We start from the raw sequence: 20,181 nt of genomic DNA, 5'->3' as shown, positions 1-20,181 counted from the left end.
CACAAAAGACAAGGTAGGAGACACGGATGCTGCCGTTACTCGGGCTGGGCACGATCGTCGTGCTGCTGGCCGCCATTCTGTCGAAGCGGATGTCGCCGCTCGTCGCGCTGATCATCGTGCCGATCGCCGCGTCGCTGATCGGCGGCTTCGGGCTGCACACCAGCAAGTTCGTCATCGACGGGCTGAAGGGGCTCGCGCCCGTCGTCGGGATGTTCGTGTTCGCGATCCTGTACTTCGGGACGATCACCGACGCCGGCACGCTCGACCCGATCATCGACCGGATCCTGCGCGCGGTCGGCACGCGGCCCACGCGCATCGTGATGGGCACGACGCTGCTCGCGTTGCTGATCCACCTCGACGGCTCGGGCGCCGTGTGCTTTCTCGTGACGATTCCTGCGGTGCTGCCGCTGTACGACCGGCTGAAGATGGACCGCCGCGTGCTGGCCGCTGCGGTATCGATGGCCGCGGGCATCAACTTCCTGCCGTGGACGGGGCCGATGATCCGCGCGTCCGCGTCGCTGCACCTGCCGGTGTCGGCGCTGTTCAATCCGCTGATTCCGGTGCAGGCGATCGGGCTCGTGTTCGTGTTCGGCGTCGCGTACTGGCTCGGGCGGCGCGAGGAGAAGCGGCTCGGCCTGTCGCGCGACGATGCGTCGATCCCGCTGCCCCGGCGCGAACTGACGCCCGACGAGCAGGCGCTGCGCCGGCCGCACCTGTTCTGGTTCAACCTCGTGCTGACGCTCGTCGTGCTCGGCACGATGGTCGTGATGGGCGAGAAGATTCCGCCCGCGATCATGTTCATGGTCGGGCTGTGCATCGCGCTGATGGTGAATTACCCCGACGTCGACATGCAGAGGAAGCGCATCGACGCGCATGCGCGTGCCGCGCTGATGATGGCCGGCATCCTGCTCGCGGCTGGCGTGTTCACCGGGATCATGCAGGGCAGCGGGATGCTGAAGGCGATGGCGCAGGCGGCGGTCGGCTTCGTGCCGCCGTCGATGGCAGGCCATATCCCAGTCGCGCTCGGCCTCGCGTCGATGCCGCTCAGCATGCTGTTCGATCCCGATTCGTTCTACTTCGGCGTGCTGCCCGTGATCGCGGAAGTGGCCGGCCAGCTCGGCGTGCCGGCCCTGCAGGTCGGACAGGCGGCCCTGCTCGGCCAGATGACGACGGGCTTTCCGGTCAGCCCGCTCACGCCAGCGACGTTTCTCGTCGTCGGGCTGTGCGGAATCGAGCTGGCCGAGCATCAGAAATTCACGTTTCCGCTGCTGTTCGGCGCGTCGATCGTGATGACGATCGCGTGCGTCGTGCTCGGCGTTTTTTGATATTTGCCGGCGATGCGTTCGCCGGACGACGGTACGGACATGACAGCAAAGCCATCACACGAACGGCGCGTGCGCATCGGCGCGGGCGCCGGCTACTCGGGCGACCGGATCGAGCCCGCGGTCGAGCTGGCCGAACACGGGCGGCTCGACTATCTGGTCTTCGAATGCCTGGCCGAGCGCACGATCGCGATCGCGCAGCAGGCGCGCCGCAAGGATCCAGCGCTCGGCTACGATCCGCTGCTCGACGCGCGGATGCACGCGGTGCTGCCGATTGCGGCGGCGAAGCGCGTGCGCATCGTGTCGAACATGGGTGCGGCGAACCCGCGCGCGGCCGCGCGGCGTACCGCGCAGATCGCGCAGTCGCTCGGCATCGCGGGGCTGAAAGTCGCGGCGGTCGAAGGCGACGACGTGCTCGACGTCGTGCTGCGCGGCGCGTTCCGCTTCGAGGAATCGGGCGACGACGTCGCCGCGTATCGCGACCGCATCGTGTCCGCGAACGCGTATCTCGGCGCCGCGCCGATCGTCGACGCGCTCGCGGCCGGCGCGGACGTCGTGATGACCGGGCGCGTCGCCGATCCGTCGCTGTTCGCCGCGCCGCTGATCCATGCGTTCGGCTGGCGGATGGACGACTGGGACGCGCTGGGGGCGGCGACCGTCGTCGGCCATCTGCTCGAATGCGCGGGGCAGGTGACGGGCGGCTATTTCGCGGATCCCGGCTACAAGGACGTGCCGAATCTGGCGCGGCTCGGCTTCCCGATCGGCGAGGTCGCGGCCGACGGCACGGTCGTGATCACCAAGGTGCCGCACGCGGGCGGCCGCGTGAGCGCGGCGAGCTGCAAGGAACAGCTGCTCTACGAGATTCACGACCCGGCGCGGTATCTGCAGCCGGACGTCGTGGCGGATTTCACGCGCGTGGCGGTCGCCGAGGAAGCGGCCGATCGCGTGCGCGTGACGGGCGGGCGCGGCACCGCGCGGCCCGATACGCTGAAGGTATCGGTCGCGTATGTCGACGGCTGGATCGGCGAAGGCCAGATCTCGTACGGCGGACCGGGCGCGCTCGCGCGTGCGCGTCTCGCGCTCGACATCGTGCGCGACCGGCTCGCGCTGACCGACGTCGCGGCGAGCGAGCTGCGCTTCGACCTGATCGGCGTCGACGCGCTGTATGGCGACGCGACGCCGGCCGTGCGCGGCGAGCCGGCCGAGGTGCGCGTGCGGGTGGCCGGCCGCGCGGCGAACGCCGCCGAAGCCGCGCGGATCGGCAACGAAGTCGAGACGCTCTATACGAACGGGCCGGCCGGCGGCGGCGGCGCGTTCAAGTCGACGCGCGAGGTGATCGCGGTGCAGTCGGTGCTGCTGCCGCGCGCGGCCGTGACGCCGTCGTTTTCATTCGTGGAGGCCTGATGCAACTGCGTGAACTCGCGCATGCGCGCACCGGTGACAAGGGCAATACGCTGAACGTGTCGGTCATCTGCCGCGATCCGCGTCATTACGACCATCTGCGCACGCATCTGGATGCGCAAGCGGTGAAGAGATGGCTCGCGGGCATCGTGCACGGCGACGTCGTGCGCTACGAGTTGCCGGCGCTCGGCGCGTTCAACTTCGTGCTGCGCGATGCGCTCGGCGGCGGGGTGACGCGCTCGCTCGCGCTCGACGCGCACGGCAAGTCGGTCAGTTCGGCGCTGCTGGCGATCGAGGTGCCCGAGCCGGCGTGACGCAGGTGTCGCGGCCGGCGAACTGGACGATGTCGAGCTTCAGTTTCATGGGCGGTGTCGGTGGATGAGGTCCGTCGCGCATGCGTGTACGCTACGGCCTCGCGGGTCGATTCCCGCGCGTACCGAACGGAGCCTGAAGTGAACGACAAGATCGTAACGCCGACCGGCGTGAATGGCGAGACCGGGTGGCGCAGCCGGCGCGCGGCCGTCGCCGTGCGCGTCGCGCTCGCGTGTGTGGGTGCGCTGGTCGTGCAGGCCACCGCCGCCGCCGCGCCGACGGCGTCGTGCAACCAACGACTGACGGCACTGATCGTACCTGCGCTGCAGCAGACCGCGTTCGCCCGGCGCGACATCCATGCCGCGGTGGACGAGCGCAACGGCGACGTCTACCGGATCCGCCTGTTCACGACGCCCGACCATCCGGGCACGCCGAATCGCGAAGCGACGGTCGGCTGGGTGATGCTCGATACGCGGACGATGCAGGTGCTCGACGTCACACGCGATCCCGACCGGCCGGACGTGCTGAAGATTGACCGGGGCGCGCTGTCGCGTTTCGTGTCGACGTGCGCGGTATCGGTCGCGCCGGTACACAGTGCCATCGATTGCGATGCGCTGAACCGCCGTGCTCAGACGCAAGGAGATTACGTGATGGGCAGCGATGCAGGGCGCGTCGTCATCGGCAACGGGCGGCTGCCGTTCTTTTCCGCACCGGACGATGCATGCAGGATCGACGGGCTGTTCATCGTCGAGCACGACCACGTCGATGCGCGGACCGAGTACGGCCGCTTCACGTCGGTCGTCTACCTGAATCCGCGTACACGCGGCATCGCCGAAGGGTGGGTGCGCACCGCGCGGCTGAAGCCGGACGGCACCGGCATCGCGCCGCGGCAACCTTGATCCGTCGAGTCTGCAACAATCCGCCACACACCAGTCCGAACCGATTTCGTCATGACCATCCAGAACTGGAACCGACGTCTGAAGCCGCTCGCCGCCCTTGGCGCGTTCACGGCACTCGCGGCGCTCGCCGCGCTGTCGCCCGTTCATGCCGCCGAGCCGGCCCAACCCGACCGTCAACTGAAAACCTTCATCCACGACACGTACGGCGACTGGCGTGCGGACCGCAAGGGCTGGCAGGCGGAAGAGGGCGATTTCATCCATTCGCCGTGCGGCGTGCTGCGCGTGGCGACCGCGGACGGCCCGCGCATGCTGCTCGCGATGTGCGGCGAGACCGACGCGGCGGTGCAGAACGGGATGCCGGGCATGGATTCGGATGCGACGCCGGGCGCGATCGACCTGTACGTGCTGAAGCCTTCGCCGGACGGCAGGACGCTCGAGCCGGTCGCGAAGAAAACGGAGATCGCATCGGGCGAGCGCGGCGAACCGGGCACGGTGCGCATCGAGCGGCTCGGGCCGCACCTGTTCGGGTTCGTGATCGGCGAAAGCGATACGCGGCAGGGCTACACGCAACGCTTTCGTTCGATCTGGCTGCCGTACGGCAACGCGCTGGTGCATGCGGCGGCGCGCATCGACGAGGCGCTCGACAATGCCGAGTCGACGGAATGCGCGCATGCTCGCGCGCGTTGCGAGGAACGCCGCTTCGAGATCGCGCCGGACACGACCGGCTCGGGCGACGTCTACCCGCTGACGGTCACGGAAACGGGCACGCGCGGCGACAAGGCGATCCACGCACGCTACACGGTGAAGTTCGACGCCGCGCGCGGCCGCTACGTCGTGCCGAAGGCGCTGCGCGACGGATACTGATCCGCCGCGCGGGAACGGGCGGCATGGCGCCGCCCGCGCATCACACGTACAGGTAGCGCACCAGGTGGAAGAACACCGGCGCGGCGAAGCAGATCGAATCGACGCGATCGAGCATCCCGCCGTGGCCGGCGATCATCGAGCCCCAGTCCTTCGTGCCGAGCGAGCGCTTGACGGCCGACAGCACGAGCCCGCCGACGAAGCCCGCGATCACGATCGCGAGCGAGATCCCGAACGCGGCGCCGAAGCTGAACGGCGTCACGCGATACAGCGATGCGCCGCACAGCGTGGCGAGCAGGCCGCCGCCGACGAAGCCCTCGATCGTCTTCGACGGCGACAGCTGCGGCGCGATCTTGCGGCGTCCGAACAGCTTGCCGACCACGTATTGCAGCACGTCGCTGATCTGCACGACGAACAGGAAGAAGAACAGCAGCAGCGCGTTCTGCCCGGCGTAGCGCGGGATGTCGAGGATCAGCACGGCCGGCGCATGGCTCAGCCCGTACACGCACACCATCAGCGCCCAGTTGATCTTCGCGTTGCGGCTCAGGAATTCGCGCGTGTCCTGCGTGAGCGCCGACACGAGCGACATCGCGAAGAACAGGTGCACGGGCACGAAGATCGAGTACATCCCGTACCAGTTGATGCCGAGCAGCAGGTACTGCACGGGGATCGCGACGAAGAACGCGATGAAGAGCGTCGTATGGTCGCTCGCGGTGGTCGGCGTGAGCGTGATGAACTCGCGCAGCGTCAGGTACGACAGCAGCGCGAATACCAGGTACGTGACGTTGTTGCCGAGGCCGATCGCGACGGCCATGATCGCGATCATCGCCCACCATGCGCGGATGCGCTGGTTCAGGTTGACGATGGTCGCGCTCGTGCCGCCGCTGCGCGCGCCGAGGATCGCGCCGATCACGGTCGCGACGACGAGCACGCCCGTGACGCCCGCGACCAGTTCCCAGAAGAGGGTTCGCATGGTTGGTATCCGGAAAAGGGAGAAGGGGCGCGCCGCGTTCAGCCGGCCGGCCGCTGCGGCGGCGCGAGCGCGATGACCGCGTCGCGCATGCGGGCGAGGAATGTCGGCTTGTCTTCCTGGGCGCCGAGCGCTTCGTTCGCGCCGAAATGCACCTTGCAGATCAGCGGCACGGGCCAGATCGCGCCCTTCGGCATGATGCGCTGCAGGTTCTCGAGATAGACGGGCGCGAGCGCGACCTCCGGGAACTCGGTCGCGAGATGGAACAGCCCGCTCTTGAACGGCTGCGGCAGCACGTCGGCGCCGCGCGTGCCTTCCGGGAAGATGATGATCGAATGACCCTGCCGCAGCGCATCGCGCACCGGGTCGAGCGGATCGCCGCCCGATTCGCGATGACGGTCGATCAGCACGACGTTCAGCAGCTTCTGCGCGATGTGGCGCTTCAGGTCGCTGCTGTCCCAGTAGTCGCGCGCGGCGACCGGCCGCACGACCGCGCGCACGTCGCGCGGCAGCGCGGCGAGGATCGCGAGCGTGTCGATGTGGCTCGTGTGGTTCGAGAAATAGATCTTCTGCGTCGGGGACGGCGGCGCCTGATGCCAGACCGGATACGCGCCGGCGACGAGCCGCACGATGGACAGCAGGAAGTCGCGCTGCCAGACGTTAAGGATGTTCATCGGCGCGCGGCCTCCTGCGTGCATGCCCGGCCCGCCGCGCACGCGCGGCGGACGGAACCCCGGAATGCCGGCGCGGCAGGATGCGCGCCGGACGGCTCTTGTTTAAATTTTTTCAAAGTTCGTGGCTGCCTGTCGCAGGTCCGCGATAATCGGACGATTCGCCGTCGCACGCGGTTGCGTCGCGGCGAATGCGCCGGTCGGCGGCGTGATAATCGGCTGTTGCACGAGTGCCCGTCTGCAGTTCGAATGGATCTCGCGGCGATCGGGCCAGCGGATTATCGCGAGTTTCGCCGAAAAACGCCAGATTGGCGCCACGCGGGCCGGCCGGGCCGCCTGCTTGACGCATCGGGGCGGCTCGGCGACGATGGGGGCCGTTCAATCCAGGCCGACGACGGCCGTTTCGCCGCCCGGGGCATGGCGGCGGGAAACGCATCCAACCGTGCCGCGCGAATAATACGAATACGAAACGATGAGCCTCTACGCACTCAAACCCAAATTCCAGAACCGTCTGCGCCCGTTCGCGAATTCGCTGGCCGAACGCGGCGTCACGGCCAACCAGGTCACGCTGTTCGCGGCCGGCGGCTCGATCGTCGTCGGCGCGCTCGCCGGGCTCGGCGTATTCGCCCGCGCGCTGTTCCTGCTGATTCCGCTGTGGCTGTTCGCGCGGATGGCGCTCAACGCGATCGACGGGATGCTCGCGCGCGAGCACGGGCAGAAGAGCACGCTCGGCGCGTACCTGAACGAGCTGGGCGACATCGTGTCCGACGTCGCGCTCGTGCTGCCGTTCCTCGCGATTCCCGCGTTCGCGCCGGCGGACGTCTGGCTGTTCGCGCTGACGGCGGTGATCGTCGAATGCGCGGGGCTGATCGGCCCGCTCGTCGGCGCGACGCGCCGCTACGACGGCCCGTTCGGCAAGAGCGACCGGGCGCTGGCCCTCGGCGCGTTCGCGCTGTGGATCGGCCTCGGCTTCCCGGTCGGCGGTGTCGCCGCGTGGCTGTGGCGGCTGTTGATCGTGCTGTCGATCGTGACGGCGGTGCGGCGCGTGCAGGCCGGCGTCGCCGAAGCGGGCCGCTGACGGGCCGCGCCGGAGGGCGGCGCCACATGATTCGAATAACGAAACGAGAGAGATCGCATGAACGCACGCACGGCCCGTGAGGCCGACTTCATCACGCACGACGGCGCAACGCTGTTCTATCGCCACTGGCCCGCGACGGGCCCGCGCTGCCGAGGCGCGATCGTGCTGCTGCATCGCGGCCACGAACACTCGGCGCGCGTCGCGCACCTCGTCGACGAGCTCGACCTGCCGGATTTCGCGTTTTTTGCGTGGGACGCACGCGGCCACGGCCGCTCGCCGGGCGCGCGCGGCTACAGCCCGAGCGCGGCCGCGTCGGTGCGCGACCTGCAGACCTTCGTCGAGCATATCCGCGACACGCACGGCATCGCGATCGAGGATATCGCGGTGATCGGCCAGAGCGTCGGCGCGGTGCTCGCGGCGACCTGGGCGCACGATTACGCGCCGCCGATCCGCGCGCTCGTCGTCGCGTCGCCGGCCTTCCACATCAAGCTCTACGTACCGTTCGCGCGGCCGGGGCTGAGGCTGATGCACAAGCTGCGCGGGCTGTTCTACGTGAACAGCTACGTGAAGCCGACATTCCTCACGCACGACCCCGAGCGGATCGCGAGCTACGCGTCCGATCCGCTGATCACGCGGCCGATCGCGGTCAACATGCTGCTCGACCTGCACGATACCGCGCAGCGGATCGTCGCCGACGCGGCCGCGATCACCGTGCCGACCCAGTTGCTGATCTCGGGCGCCGACTGGGTCGTGCATCGCGGCCCGCAGGACCGTTTCTTCGAGCGGCTCGGCTCGGCGCGCAAGGAGCGCATCGTGCTGCCGGGCTTCTACCACGACACGCTCGGCGAGCGCGACCGCGCGCAGGCGCTCGCGCCGCTGCGTGCGTTCGTGCTGCGCGAGTTCGATGCGCCGAGCCCGCGCGTGTCGCTCGCCGATGCCGACCGCCGCGGCGCGTTCCACGACGAATACGCGGCGCTCGGCCGGCCGCCGGCCAACGTGTTCGCGCGGGCGTACTGGGCGCTCACGCGCGCCGGCCTGAAAGCCGGCGGCGCGCTGTCCGACGGCATCGCGCTCGGGTTGCGGCTCGGCTTCGATTCGGGCTCGACGCTCGACTACGTGTACCGCAATCGCGCGCAGGGGCGGTTCGGCATCGGTGCGCTGATCGACCGCACGTATCTCGATTCGCCGGGCTGGGTCGGCATCCGCCAGCGCAAGGTGCATCTGCAGGAACTGATCGGCACGGCGATCGGCCGCCTGCGCGGGAACGGCACGCCGGTGCGGATCGTCGACATCGCGGCCGGCCACGGGCGCTACGTGCTCGACGCGATCGCGATGGCCGCCGAGCGCGACGGCGCGGCGCCCGACGACATCACGCTGCGCGACTACAGCCCGCCGAACGTCGAGGCCGGCCGCGTGCTGATCGCGCAGCGCGGCCTCGAGCCGATCGCGCGCTTCGAGCGCGGCGATGCGTTCGACGAGGCGTCGCTCGCGACGCTCGAGCCGCGGCCGACGCTGGCGATCGTGTCGGGCCTGTACGAGCTGTTCGGCGAGAACGCGCTGATCGAGCGCTCGCTGCGCGGGCTCGCGCAGGCCGTGCCGCCGGGCGGCTATCTCGTCTATACGGGGCAGCCGTGGCATCCGCAGCTCGAATTCATCGCGCGCGCGCTGAACAATCACCGCGGCGAGTCGACCTGGGTGATGCGCCGTCGTTCGCAAGCCGAAATGGACGAGCTCGTTGCGCGGGCGGGTTTCCGCAAGCTCGACCAGCGCATCGACGAGATGGGCATCTTCACGGTCAGCCTCGCGCAGCGGGTCGACGCGTCATGAGCGCGCTCGGCGGCGGCGCGGGTGTGGATGCGGACGCGAGCGGCGGTCTGGCCGAGCCGGCGGCCGGCGCGCGCGCCGCGTCGTTCGCGCTGCGCTTGTGCTGGCTCGCGGCGATGGGCGCCGTGTTCTTCTCGACGTACGGCTTCGCGAACTGGCTCGCCGCGCGCCGCGAAGCGGTGCCGACGTTCGCGTTCGGCTGGGAGCACGCGATCCCGTTCGTGCCGTGGACGATCGTGCCGTACTGGTCGATCGACCTGCTGTATGCGCTGTCGTTCTTCTTCTGGACGCGCCGCGACGATCTGCTCGATCACGTGAAGCGGCTGCTGACCGTGCAACTGGTGTCGGTCGCGTGCTTCGTCGCGTGGCCGCTGCGCTTCGGCTTCGAGCGGCCCGACGCGGGCGGCGTGGCCGGCGCGCTGTTCACGCTGCTGATGGGCTTCGACAAGCCGTTCAACCAGGCGCCGTCGCTGCATATCGGGTTGCTCGTCGTGCTGTGGGCCGTCTATGCGAAGCACCTGCGTGGCACGTTCGCGCGCGTCGTGCTGCATCTGTGGTTCGCGGCGATCGGCGTGTCGGTGCTGACGACTTATCAGCATCATGCGATCGACGTGCCGACCGGGGCGGCCGTCGGCTGTCTCGCGCTGTTCCTGTTTCCGCTGCGCGATGCCGCAGGCCGCTTGCCGGGCGCCGATGCGTCGCCGTCCGCCGCCGGTCGCGCGCTCGCGCGCCGCTATGCGTTCGGCGCCGCGCTGGTCGCGCTCGCGGCGCTGGCGTGCGTGGCGCGCGCGCCGGGCTGGGCGCTGGCGGCAGGGTGGGCCGCGCTGGCGCTCGCCTGCGTCGCATGGGCGTACCGGCGCGGCGCGCCCGGCGCGTTCCAGAAGGATGCGGATGGGCGGTTTCCGGTCTTCGTCGGCTGGCTGCTCGCGCCGACGATCGCCGGCGCGTTCGTCAATTCGCGGCTGTGGACGTTCCGGCAGCCGGCGCCGGTGCGGATCGACGAGCGCGTGTCGATCGGCCGGACGCCGACGACGCGCGAGATCCGGCGCCACGGCTTCACCGCGCTGGTCGACCTGACCGCCGAGATGCCGCGCTGGGCGGCGGCCGATGCGTCGCTCGCATATGCGTGCGTGCCTCAGCTCGACCTCGTCGCGCCGACGGCGGCGCAGCTCGCGCAGGCCGTCGCGGCGCTCGATCGGCTGCACGGCGACGGGCGCGACGTGCTGGTCTGCTGCGCGCTCGGCTACGGACGCAGCGTGCTGTGCGCGGCCGCGTGGCTCGCGGCGCGGCGCGGGCTGACGGATGCGCGCGACGCGCTGGCCTCGGTGCGCGCGGTCCGGCCGCGCGCGGTGTGGTCGGATGACGGCGTGGCCGTGCTGCAGCAGTGGATCGATCGCCGTCGCGATGCGGGGCGCGTGTGATGCGCGATCCGTCCGGCCCGTTCAGGATCGCCGCCGCGCGCGGCGCGCTCGATGCGGGTGCGTGGGCGATCGCGGCCGCGCTGGCCGCGGCCGGCGCGGGCGGATGGCTCGCGGCGGGCTGGCCGCCGGCGACGCTCGCCCGCGTGCTGCTGGCCGTCGTCAGCACCGGATCGGGGATCGCGGCGCTGTGGTACGCGGTGCGCGTCGAGATCGATCGGCGGCTGTTTGCCGCGCTGGCGCGGGCGGTGGACGGCGACGGGTCGGTCGATGCCGGGCTGGCGGCGCTCGACCGCGCGCTCGCCGATCTGGGCTGGATCGATACGACGAAGGCCGGGCGCACGCTCGACGCGCGCGTGCGCGGCGCGGTCGGGCTGTGCCGGGCCGCCGTGCTCGTCGCGGTCGTGCAGTGGCTCGTCGTCGGTATCGCGATCGCGGTGTCGCCGATCGGCTAGCGATGCATGCGATGCGTCATGCGCGGGCCGTCCGTTGCGTCCGCGTGCGCTTGGCCTCGTACATCGCCTGGTCCGCATGCTCGATCAGCGCATTCATGTCGGTACCGTCGTCCGGCAGCATCGCGATGCCGACGCTGACGCCGAGCCGCAGCGGATGCCCGTCGAATTCGAACGGCTCGCCGACCTGCCGCGAGAGCCGCATGCTCTGCGTATGGGCATCGTCGCGGGTGCCGAGGTTCGGCAGGATCACCGCGAATTCGTCGCCGCCGACGCGCGCGACCGTATCCGAGCGACGCACCGCGGCCTGCATCCGCATGGCGACCTCGCGCAGCGCGGCGTCGCCCGCGCGGTGGCCGAATTCGTCGTTGATCGGTTTCAGCCCGTCCATGTCGATGTTGAGAATGCCGAGCCGGCCGCTCGCGCGCAGCGTCGTGTGCATCGACTGGCGCAGGCGGTCGTAGAACAGCGCGCGGTTCGGCAAGCCCGTCAGCGCGTCGTGCGTCGCCCGCAGATAGAGTTCGTTCGCTTCGTTGCGGGCCGCGTGGAACATCGCGGCGGCGATCAGGTCGGCCATCAGCCGCAGCGTGGCCGCGTCGGCCGGCGAAAAGCCGTCGACGTCCGGCGACATCACCTTCAGCACGCCGACCGTCGTGTCGGCGTGCGTGAGCGGCATCACGAGCATCGAGCGCAGGCCGACCCGGCGGCACGCATCGCGATCGACGCGCGGGTCGGCTTCCGAATCGACGCAGTGCAGCAACTTGCCCTGCTGCACGCACAGGCCCGACAGGCTGCCCGAGCGCCGCAACCGTAGCCCGAGCATCCCGGCGGCCGTGCCCGACGCGGCGCGGTACACCATGTCGTCACCTTCGGAGAATTCGACCGCGGCGGCGCTCGCGCCGGTGAGCTGCGGCACCTGCTCGGCCACGTAGGCCATCACGCTGCCGAGGTCGAGGCCGAGTTTCGCGATTTCGGCTTGAGCGGCGATGATGCGCAGCAGCGTCCCGGCGGACGGGGTGGCGGCGTCGGCGATTTGATCCAAGTCAGTTTTCCGTGAAGAAAGTACGTCGTGCGGCGCGTACTTGCGGTAGCATACGCGCCGCTTGCGGCAGCGCATTCCGGGCGGTCCGCACGGAATGCAGGCGATGCCCGGCCAGCCGTATCGCGCCGGCAGTATGCCGTTCCAGCCGTCCGGCTGGCAACGGCGCAACTCTTGCCATTCACTCTTCCTGCTCGGCATTTCCGACCGAATTGAGATTTTTTCGCCTCTCAGTCGCGAATCACGGTAAGTTTTGTTCTATTTTTGAGATAGTGTGGCGAATGATGGGCGCCGGTGCCAGGCGTCCCTCAGCGCGACGAACCGGTCATTGAAGCATCCGCCGCGTCGTACCGATAAATGCAATCAAGCCAGATATGAGGGGAAGCAGAGGGGATGTGCACTCACGGGCATAGCTGCTTTGCGCGCGTCGGTTGCGACGCGCAGGATGATCGGACGATCGTGACGACGCGGGGCCGCGCATGAAGCCGGCCGTGTCGCTGTTCGTCCTGGCGGCCGCGATGACCGGCGCTTTCCATACGGCCGCGCTGTCGGCCGCGCCGCTGCCGGCGGTGCCGGCCGCTGCGTCGACGGCCGCGGCCGCTCACGCGGCGGCGCCCGATGCGGCGTCGGCCGCGGTGCCCGCGGCCGCGCCGGCGGCGGCCAGCGTCCCGGCCGCCGGCCTGCCGGCGACGACCGTGCGTGTGCCGTTCGCGTCGCTCGGCGCGTTCGATCCGCTGCGCCTGCGCGGCGCCGACGACGCCCGCACGATCAACGCCGGCGTGCGGCTCGACCGCGTGATCACCGGCGCACGCTTGCGCCTGACCTACGCGTATTCGCCGTCGCTGGTCTTTCCGCTGTCGCACCTGAAGGTGTCGGTGAACGGCGAGGTGGTTGCGACCGTCCCGTTCGACGCCGCGCGCGCGGGCCGCACGGTCACGCAAGAGATCCCGATCGATCCGCGCTACTTTTCCGATTTCAACCAGATCGGCCTGCGCCTGATCGCGCATTACACGCTCGACCATTGCGAGGATCCGACGAACTCGGCGCTGTGGGCCGACGTGAGCCCGACGAGCGAGCTGATCCTCGACGAATCGCCGGTGCGCCTGCCGAACGATCTCGCGCTGCTGCCCGCGCCGTTCTTCGACCGGCGCGACAACGGCCGCGTGCGGCTGCCGTTCGTGCTGCCGGCCACGCCCGATTCGGCGACGCTGCGCAGCGCGGGCGTGCTCGCGTCGTGGTTCGGCGCGCTGGCCGACTACCGGCATGCGCGCTTCCCGGTGTCGACCGCGCTGCCGGCCGACGATCAGGCCGTCGTGGTCGGCACGGTCGCGACGCTGCCGGCCGGTCTCGCGCTGCCGCCCGTGAACGGCCCGCTGCTCGCGGTCGCCGACAGCCCGGCCGCGCCGGGCCGCAAGCTGCTGGTCGTCACGGGCCGCACGGCGGCCGAGGTCGACGACGCGGTCGCGACGCTCGTGCTCGGCCGCGCGGCGCTGTCGGGGCCGGCGGCGACGGTCGCGCACGTCGATCTCGGCGCGCCGCGCAAGCCGTACGATGCGCCGCGCTGGCTGCCGGTGAACCGGCCGATCGCGTTCCGCGAACTCGTGAACGACCCGCGCCAGCTGGAAGTGCGCGGCACGACGCCCGACGCGATCCGGCTGAACCTGCGCGTGCCGGCCGATCTGCATTCGTGGAACGGCGCGGGCGTGCCGATCACGCTGCGCTACCGCTACACGGCGCCGACCGTGCAGGACAATTCGACGCTCGCGGTCGAGATCAACGATCAGCTCGTGAAGTCGTACCGGCTCGGGCCGGCCCAGGCGGAGGACGCGCACGGCCGCATGCAGTTGCCGTTGCTGTCGATGCCGGAAGGGCGCGTGACGAGCGACGTCGACATTCCCGCGTTCCGCGTCGGAAGCGGCAACCAGCTGCAGTTCCGCTTCACGCTCGATTCGCAGAAGACGGGCCTGTGTTCGAGCACGGCCACCGAGCCGCAGCGCGCGGCGATCGATCCCGATTCGACGATCGACTTCTCGCACTTCGTCCATTACGCGCAATTGCCGAACCTCGCGTTCTTCGCGAACAGCGGCTTCCCGTTCACCCGCTTCGCCGACCTGTCGCAGACGGCCGTCGTGATGCCCGACCGGCCGTCGCCGCAGGAGCTCGAGGCCTATCTGACGATGCTCGGCCACATGGGCGAATGGACCGGCTTCCCGGCGCTGCGCGTGCAGGTCGCGCGGCCCGGCGACGTCGCCGCGCTGTCCGGGCACAAGGACCTGCTCGTGATCGACGGCTCGCCCGCGTCGCCGCTGCTCGCGCAGTGGCGCACGGCGCTGCCGCTCGCGATCGGCGAGCAGGGCGCGGCCGACGGCGCGGGCACGACGCGCGTCGCGTTCACGGTGAAGGAGCGCTGGCGCAACGGCGTGGGCGTCGCCGACGGCGGTGCGCACATCGAACAGGCGGGCCCGCTCGCGGCGCTCGCCGGTTTCGAGCTGCCGGGCAGCCGCGGTCGCAGCGTCGTCGCGCTGACCGCGACCGGCCAGCCGCGCCTCGGCGATCTGCTCGACGTGTTCGAGAACGCCGGGCTCGTGTCGCAACTGCAGGGCGATCTCGCGCTGGTGCGGCCGGGGCAGGTCGACAGCCTGCGGGTCGGCGAGCCTTACGTGGTCGGCTTCGTGCCGTGGTATGCGCGCGTATGGACGGAGGCGGCGCGGCATCCGGTCGTGCTCGGCGCGGTCGGCGTCGTCGCGGGGCTCTTGCTCGCGCTCGGCGTGTTCAGCGTGCTGCAGCGAATCGCCGCGCGTCGACGGGGGATGTAACGGATGGCGCGGGCAATGACGAAGCGACGGGCAACGCAGCCGGCGCGGCGTGTCGGCGCGATGCTCGCGCTGGCGGTTGCGGTGACGTGCGCGGCGGCCGGCATGGCCACGCGCGCGCACGCCGCGCCGGCCGATGCGGCGGGCGCGGGATGCGGCGCGGCGTGGCCGCGCTGGGACGCGTTCAAGCGCGATTTCATCTCGGCCGACGGCCGCGTGATCGACGTCGGCTCGGCCGATTCGCGCACGGTATCGGAGGGGCAGGCGTATGGACTGTTCTTCGCGCTGGTCGCGAACGACCGGCGCATGTTCGACACGATCCTCGCATGGACCGAGAACAACCTCGCGCAGGGCGACCTGAGCGCGCACCTGCCCGCGTGGCTGTGGGGCCGTGCGCCCGACGGTGCGTGGCGCGTGCTCGACGCGAACGCGGCGTCGGACGCCGACCTGTGGATCGCGTATGCGCTCGTCGAGGCCGGGCGGCTGTGGCGCGAGCGCAGCTATACGGCGCGCGGTGCGCTGCTCGCGAAGCGCGTGCTCGACGACGAGACGGCGACCGTGCCGGGCCTCGGCCTCACGCTGCTGCCGGGGCCGACCGGGTTCAAGCTCGCGAACGGCCAATGGCGCGTGAATCCGAGCTATTCGCCGCCGCAGGTGATTCGCGCGCTCGGCGCGCGGCTGCCCGACGACCGGCGCTGGGCCGCGCTCGCCTCCAGCACCGCTCGCGTGCTGCTCGACACCGCGCCGAAGGGCTTCTCGCCCGACTGGGCGCTGTATCGCGCGGGCAAGGGCTTCGGGCCCGATCCCGACACGCACGCGGAGAGTGCGTACAACGCGATCCGCGTGTACCTGTGGGCCGGCACGCTCGACCGCGCCGATCCGCTCGCCGCGCCGCTGCTCGCGAAGTTCGCGCCGTTCGCCGACCATATCGCCGCGCATGGCGCGCCGCCGGAGAAGGTCGATACGACGACGGGCGTCGCGGGGCCGAACGACGGCAACGGCGGTTTCTCCGCGGCGGCCGTGCCGTTTCTCGACGCGCGCGGCCAGCATGCGCTCGCGGAGGCACAGGCGGCCCGCGTCGATACGCTCGCGCGCCAGTCGGCGCCTGGCTATTACACGAGCGTGCTGACGCTGTTCGGCCTCGGCTGGCGCGACGGCCGTTACCGGTTCGGGGCGGACGGCACGCTCGACACCCGCTGGGGAGGCCGTCCGTGCGCCGCCCGCTGAAGCGCGCCGCGCCGCACGTCGCGGGATTCGCGTGGCTCGCGTCGTCGGTGTGCGCGGCGGCGCCGGGCGCTGCGACGGGCACGGCGATCGCGAACCCCGCGACACCGGCGACCTCGGCCGCCGCCGATGCGCGGCGCGAGCTCGACACCGCGCGGATGTGGGGCACCAAGCATCGCGACGATCTCGCCAGCGATGCGTTGCGCAAGGGCCTGCTGATCGCGCCGGGCGACCCCGAACTGCTGGCCGAACAGGTGCGCGTGCTGCTGCGGCTCGGCGACGCGAAAGGCGCGCAGGCGTCGCTCGCGCGGCTGCAGGCGCAATCGCCGAATGCGCCTGCCACGCGGCGGGTGGCCGACGAATACCGCGTCGCGACGAGCGGGCGCGGCGAGATGGCGCAGATTCGACTGCTCGCGCGCAGCGGCCGCGCCGACGAGGCGGCCCGGCGCATCGTCGCGCTGTTTCCGAACGGCGCGCCGTCGGGCGCGCTCGGCGCCGAGTATTACCAGATCGTGTCGAACGCGCCGGGCGGGCGGGAGCCGGCGATCGCCGCGCTGCGCCGCGCGATCGCCGCCGATCCGCGGGACACGAGCGCGTCGGTCGCGCTCGCGCGGCTGTTGAACCAGCGCGACGACACGCGCGCGGAAGCGAACCGGATCGCGTCGTCGCTCGCGAAGCGCGCCGACGCGGACCATACGGAAGCGATGGCGCTGTGGCGGCGCGTGCTGCAGTCGGCCGGCAGCGATCCCGCGTATCTCGATGCGCTGCATGCGTATCTCGCGCTCGCGCCGGACGACACCGAATTCCGCGATCGCGCTGCCGGCCTCGACCGGCAGCGCGACGCGCAGCGCCGGCTCGAACGCGATCCCGACTACATCGCGCAGCAGCGCGGGCTGCAGGCGCTCGCGCGCGGCGACCTGGCCGCCGCCGATCCGCTGCTCGCGCGCGCCGCGCGGGCGCGCTCGGACGACGCCGATGCACTGGGCGGGCTCGGCCTGCTGCGTCTGCGCGAAGGGCGGCACGACGAAGCGCGCGCGCTGTTCGCGCGGGCCGCGGCGCGTGCGACCGACCAGCGCGGCAAATGGCAGGGCCTCGCGCGGACCGCGCAGTTCTGGGGGCTGCTCGCGCAAGGCCGCGAAGCGGCCAGCGCCGGGCGAGCGCAGGATGCCGAGCGCGCCGCGCGTGCGGCGCTCGCGATGCAGCCCGACAACCCCGACGCGAAGCTGCAGCTCGCCGATGCGCTGCTCGCGCAGCGCGACTGGGCGCAGGCGGAGCCGTTGCTGCGCGGCTTGCTGGCCGCGCGTTCGCCGAGCGTGTCGGCCGTGCGCGACACGGCCACGCTGTATGAAAACACCGGCCGCGCGGACCGGATCGGCCCGCTGCTCGACGCGCTGCAAGGGCGCGTGACGGGCGCCGACGATCGCCGTACGCTCGACGGCCTGCGCGGCGACGTGCTCGCGAACGAAGCGCGTGCGCTGGCCGACAAGGGCGCGCGCGGGCCGGCCGCGCAACGCTACGAGGCGGCCGTGCGCGCGGCGCCCGACGCGCCGTGGACGCGCTTCGCGCTCGCGCGCCTCTATCGCGACATGGGGCTGCCGCAGCTCGGCCGCACGGTGATGGACGACGGGCTCGCGCGCAGCGACACGCCCGAGATGCGCTACGCGAGCGCGCTGTACCGCAACTCGATCGACGATGTCGCGGGCGCGCAGGCGGCGCTGGCGCCGGTCGACGATGCGCACCGGTCGGACGGGATGCGCGCGCTGGCGCGCAAGCTCGATGCGCAAAGCGCGCTGGCCGACGCACGAAGCGCGCATGCACGCGGCGACCGCGCGGCCTTTGCCGCCACGCTCGCGCACGCGCAGGCGAGCGCGCCGGACGATCCCGACATGCTCGCGGCGATCGGCGCCCAGTGGATCGACGCGGGCGAACCGGAGCGCGGCCTCGCGCCGCTGCGCGACTGGATCGCCGCGCATCCGCGCGAAGCCGACGCGGACGTGCGCTTGCGCTACGGCGACCTGCTCGGCAGCGCGGGGCGCGACGAGGCGCTCGCCGCGTGGCTCGACATGCTGCGTCGCGGCCCGTCGCTGACGCCCGCGCAGACGGCGCGACTAGAGGACCAGTCGCTGCGGCTCGTGCTGCGGCAGACCGACGACGCGATCGCACGACAGGACTATGCACGGGCGCGCACGCTGCTCGATCGCGCGAGCCCGGCCGGCCGCGCGGACAAGCGTTACGCGCTCGAACGCGCCGATCTCGAACGCGCGCAGGGCCATTACGACGCGGCGCGCGACGCGCTCGCGCCGGTCGTCGCGCGTACGCCGGACGATGCCGATACGCAGCTCGCGCTCGCCCGGATCGACGAGGACAGCGGCAACCGGGCCGCCGCACGCGAGCGCGTGCAGGCCGTGCTGGCGCGCACGCCGGACGACGATGTCGACACGCAATTGTCGGCGGTGCGCCGCCTGAACGCGCTGCGCCGCCCGGACGAAGCCGCGCAGGTGACCGACCGGCTGCAGGCCGCGTATCCGGCGCGCGCCGACGTGACGGTCGCGGCCGGGCGCGTGGCCGAGGCGCAAGGCCGCTACGACGATGCGGCGTCGCTGTACCGGCTGTCGCAGTCGCAGGAGCGCGCGACGGGCGTGAGCCCGGGCCGCGACGGGCTCACGCCCGCACAGGCCGCGTTCGCGGACCTCGCACAGCGACGCAATCCCGAGATCGAGACCGGCTGGATACCCGCGTACAAGTCGGGCGATGAAGGCATTTCGTCGTATCGCGCGCAGCAGGTGCCGATCTACATGCAGATGCCGATCCGCTACGACGGGCACATGTTCGCGCAGATCGACACCGTGCACCTCGACCCGGGTACGCTCGATACGAGCGACCCGAACGCGTATTCGCTGAAGACGTTCGGCACGTATGCGGGGCTCAGGGCGCCGAACGGGCTGCCGCCGCCGTTCCAGCCGAATCCGCAGGCCGCCGCGCTGCTCGCGAATCCGTCGGGCTCGCTGCACCAGTCGACCACGGGCGTCGCGCTCGGCGCCGGTTACCTGTCCGATGCATGGCGCTTCGATCTCGGCACGTCGCCGCTCGGCTTCCCGGTGCATTACCTGGTCGGCGGCGTGCGCTACCGCTTCGACGCGGGCCCCGCGAGCTTCTCGGTGAACGCGTCGCGGCGGCCGGAAACGAGCAGCGTGCTGTCGTACGCGGGGATGCGCGACCCGTGGACCGGCGCGGTGTGGGGCGGCGTGCGCCGCGACGGCGTGAACCTGCGCGCGTCGGTCGACGTCGGCCGCACGAACCTGTTCGCGGAACTCGGCGCGGGCGTGCTGTCGGGCCGCAACGTCGAACGCAATGCGGAAGTCACGCTGCGCACCGGCTTCACGGTGCCCGTCTACGAGCGCGCGACGATGAAGGTCAGCACCGGGCTCGTCGGCAATGCGTGGCACTACGCGCAGAACCTGCGCTACTACACGTACGGGCAGGGCGGTTACTACAGCCCGCAGCGCTATCTGTCGCTCGGCGTGCCGATCGAATGGGCCGGGCGGCACGATGCGCTGTCGTGGGACCTGACCGTCACCGGCGGGATCTCCAACAGCTACGAGAAGGATTCGCTGTATTACCCGACGCTCTCCGGCCAGCGCGCCGCGCAGGTCGCGGCCGGGTTCGTGTACGCGGGCAGTTCGACGCGCGGCGTGTCGTTCTCGTACGGCGTGAACGGCATCGTCGAGTATCGCGTGAACCCGCACCTGAGCGTCGGTGCGCAGTTGCAGATCGACCGGTCGCACGACTATGCGCCGAGCTCGGCGCTCGTGTACCTGCGCTATGCGTTCGATGCGCGCGCGCCGCGCAACTGGCTCGTGACGCCGACGCCCGTGCGGCTTTATTCGGATTACTAGG

Annotated in this window: 15 protein-coding genes; 12 read left to right on the top strand and 3 right to left on the bottom strand. The window is 71.2% G+C overall.

Going from position 1 to position 20,181, the window contains the following annotated elements:
- Positions 1-26 precede the first annotated feature (26 nt).
- The 5 genes from J8I35_RS25940 (at position 27) to J8I35_RS25920 (ending at position 4,798) form a co-directional block, all read left to right on the top strand.
- Positions 27-1,325, top strand: a complete 1,299-nt coding sequence (locus J8I35_RS25940) for a citrate:proton symporter (protein ID WP_209927662.1) — start codon at positions 27-29, stop codon at positions 1,323-1,325.
- 39 nt (positions 1,326-1,364) lie between these two features.
- Positions 1,365-2,726, top strand: coding sequence for an acyclic terpene utilization AtuA family protein (locus J8I35_RS25935; RefSeq protein ID WP_209927659.1), 1,362 nt, complete (start codon positions 1,365-1,367; stop codon positions 2,724-2,726).
- Positions 2,726-3,037: a hypothetical protein gene (locus J8I35_RS25930; protein ID WP_050018256.1), complete on the top strand. Its 312-nt coding sequence runs from the start codon at positions 2,726-2,728 to the stop codon at positions 3,035-3,037. The genes J8I35_RS25935 and J8I35_RS25930 overlap by 1 nt, the downstream gene beginning before the upstream one ends.
- Before the next feature lie 138 nt (positions 3,038-3,175).
- Complete coding sequence (locus J8I35_RS25925) at positions 3,176-3,934, top strand: hypothetical protein (RefSeq protein WP_348522282.1); 759 nt, start codon at positions 3,176-3,178, stop codon at positions 3,932-3,934.
- A 51-nt stretch (positions 3,935-3,985) separates the two neighbouring features.
- Positions 3,986-4,798: a topoisomerase IV gene (locus tag J8I35_RS25920; RefSeq protein ID WP_209927657.1), complete on the top strand. Its 813-nt coding sequence runs from the start codon at positions 3,986-3,988 to the stop codon at positions 4,796-4,798.
- A gap of 40 nt (positions 4,799-4,838) precedes the next feature.
- Here J8I35_RS25920 and J8I35_RS25915 read toward each other — a convergent pair whose 3' ends face one another.
- Positions 4,839-5,768, bottom strand: coding sequence for a phosphatidate cytidylyltransferase (locus J8I35_RS25915; protein ID WP_006481850.1), 930 nt, complete (start codon positions 5,766-5,768; stop codon positions 4,839-4,841).
- A 38-nt stretch (positions 5,769-5,806) separates the two neighbouring features.
- Complete coding sequence (locus tag J8I35_RS25910; protein WP_124556692.1) at positions 5,807-6,439, bottom strand: lysophospholipid acyltransferase family protein; 633 nt, start codon at positions 6,437-6,439, stop codon at positions 5,807-5,809.
- Between the two features lie 469 nt (positions 6,440-6,908).
- Here J8I35_RS25910 and J8I35_RS25905 point away from each other — a divergent pair, with 469 nt between their 5' ends.
- Genes J8I35_RS25905 through J8I35_RS25890 form a run of 4 tightly spaced genes read left to right on the top strand, consistent with a single transcriptional unit; the run spans position 6,909 to position 11,211 of the window.
- Positions 6,909-7,514, top strand: coding sequence for a CDP-alcohol phosphatidyltransferase family protein (locus tag J8I35_RS25905; protein ID WP_050018037.1), 606 nt, complete (start codon positions 6,909-6,911; stop codon positions 7,512-7,514).
- Positions 7,515-7,571: 57 nt separating this feature from the next.
- Positions 7,572-9,341 (top strand): bifunctional alpha/beta hydrolase/class I SAM-dependent methyltransferase, encoded by a 1,770-nt coding sequence (locus tag J8I35_RS25900; RefSeq protein ID WP_124556693.1) that lies wholly within the window; start codon positions 7,572-7,574, stop codon positions 9,339-9,341.
- On the top strand, positions 9,338-10,759 hold the full coding sequence (locus J8I35_RS25895; protein ID WP_209927652.1) for a phosphatase PAP2/dual specificity phosphatase family protein: 1,422 nt from the start codon (positions 9,338-9,340) through the stop codon (positions 10,757-10,759). Before J8I35_RS25900 ends, J8I35_RS25895 begins: the two co-directional genes overlap by 4 nt.
- A complete protein-coding gene (locus J8I35_RS25890; protein WP_124639239.1) occupies positions 10,759-11,211 on the top strand; it encodes a hypothetical protein in 453 nt (150 codons plus the stop codon). Before J8I35_RS25895 ends, J8I35_RS25890 begins: the two co-directional genes overlap by 1 nt.
- A gap of 16 nt (positions 11,212-11,227) precedes the next feature.
- Here the strand turns inward: J8I35_RS25890 and J8I35_RS25885 are convergent, their stop codons facing one another.
- Positions 11,228-12,250 carry a sensor domain-containing diguanylate cyclase gene (locus J8I35_RS25885; protein WP_209927650.1) on the bottom strand — a complete coding sequence of 341 codons (1,023 nt, stop codon included), beginning with the start codon at positions 12,248-12,250 and terminating at the stop codon, positions 11,228-11,230.
- A gap of 476 nt (positions 12,251-12,726) precedes the next feature.
- Here J8I35_RS25885 and bcsB point away from each other — a divergent pair, with 476 nt between their 5' ends.
- The 3 genes from bcsB to J8I35_RS25870 are packed head-to-tail and all read left to right on the top strand — an operon-like array spanning position 12,727 to position 20,180.
- The gene (gene bcsB, locus J8I35_RS25880) at positions 12,727-15,063 is read left to right on the top strand and encodes a cellulose biosynthesis cyclic di-GMP-binding regulatory protein BcsB (RefSeq protein ID WP_209927648.1); all 2,337 of its coding nucleotides are present in this window, start codon (positions 12,727-12,729) and stop codon (positions 15,061-15,063) included.
- A 3-nt stretch (positions 15,064-15,066) separates the two neighbouring features.
- Positions 15,067-16,287: a cellulose synthase complex periplasmic endoglucanase BcsZ gene (gene bcsZ / locus J8I35_RS25875; RefSeq protein WP_209927647.1), complete on the top strand. Its 1,221-nt coding sequence runs from the start codon at positions 15,067-15,069 to the stop codon at positions 16,285-16,287.
- Complete coding sequence (locus tag J8I35_RS25870) at positions 16,272-20,180, top strand: cellulose synthase subunit BcsC-related outer membrane protein (protein ID WP_209927645.1); 3,909 nt, start codon at positions 16,272-16,274, stop codon at positions 20,178-20,180. Before bcsZ ends, J8I35_RS25870 begins: the two co-directional genes overlap by 16 nt.
- Position 20,181 lies beyond the last annotated feature (1 nt).

It is taken from the genome of Burkholderia sp. CpTa8-5 (genome assembly GCF_017815045.1).
GTDB classification, from domain to species: Bacteria; Pseudomonadota; Gammaproteobacteria; order Burkholderiales; family Burkholderiaceae; genus Burkholderia; species Burkholderia sola.
Note: the sequence above shows the minus strand (reverse complement) of the source record. Positions and strands in the feature narration are given on the sequence as shown.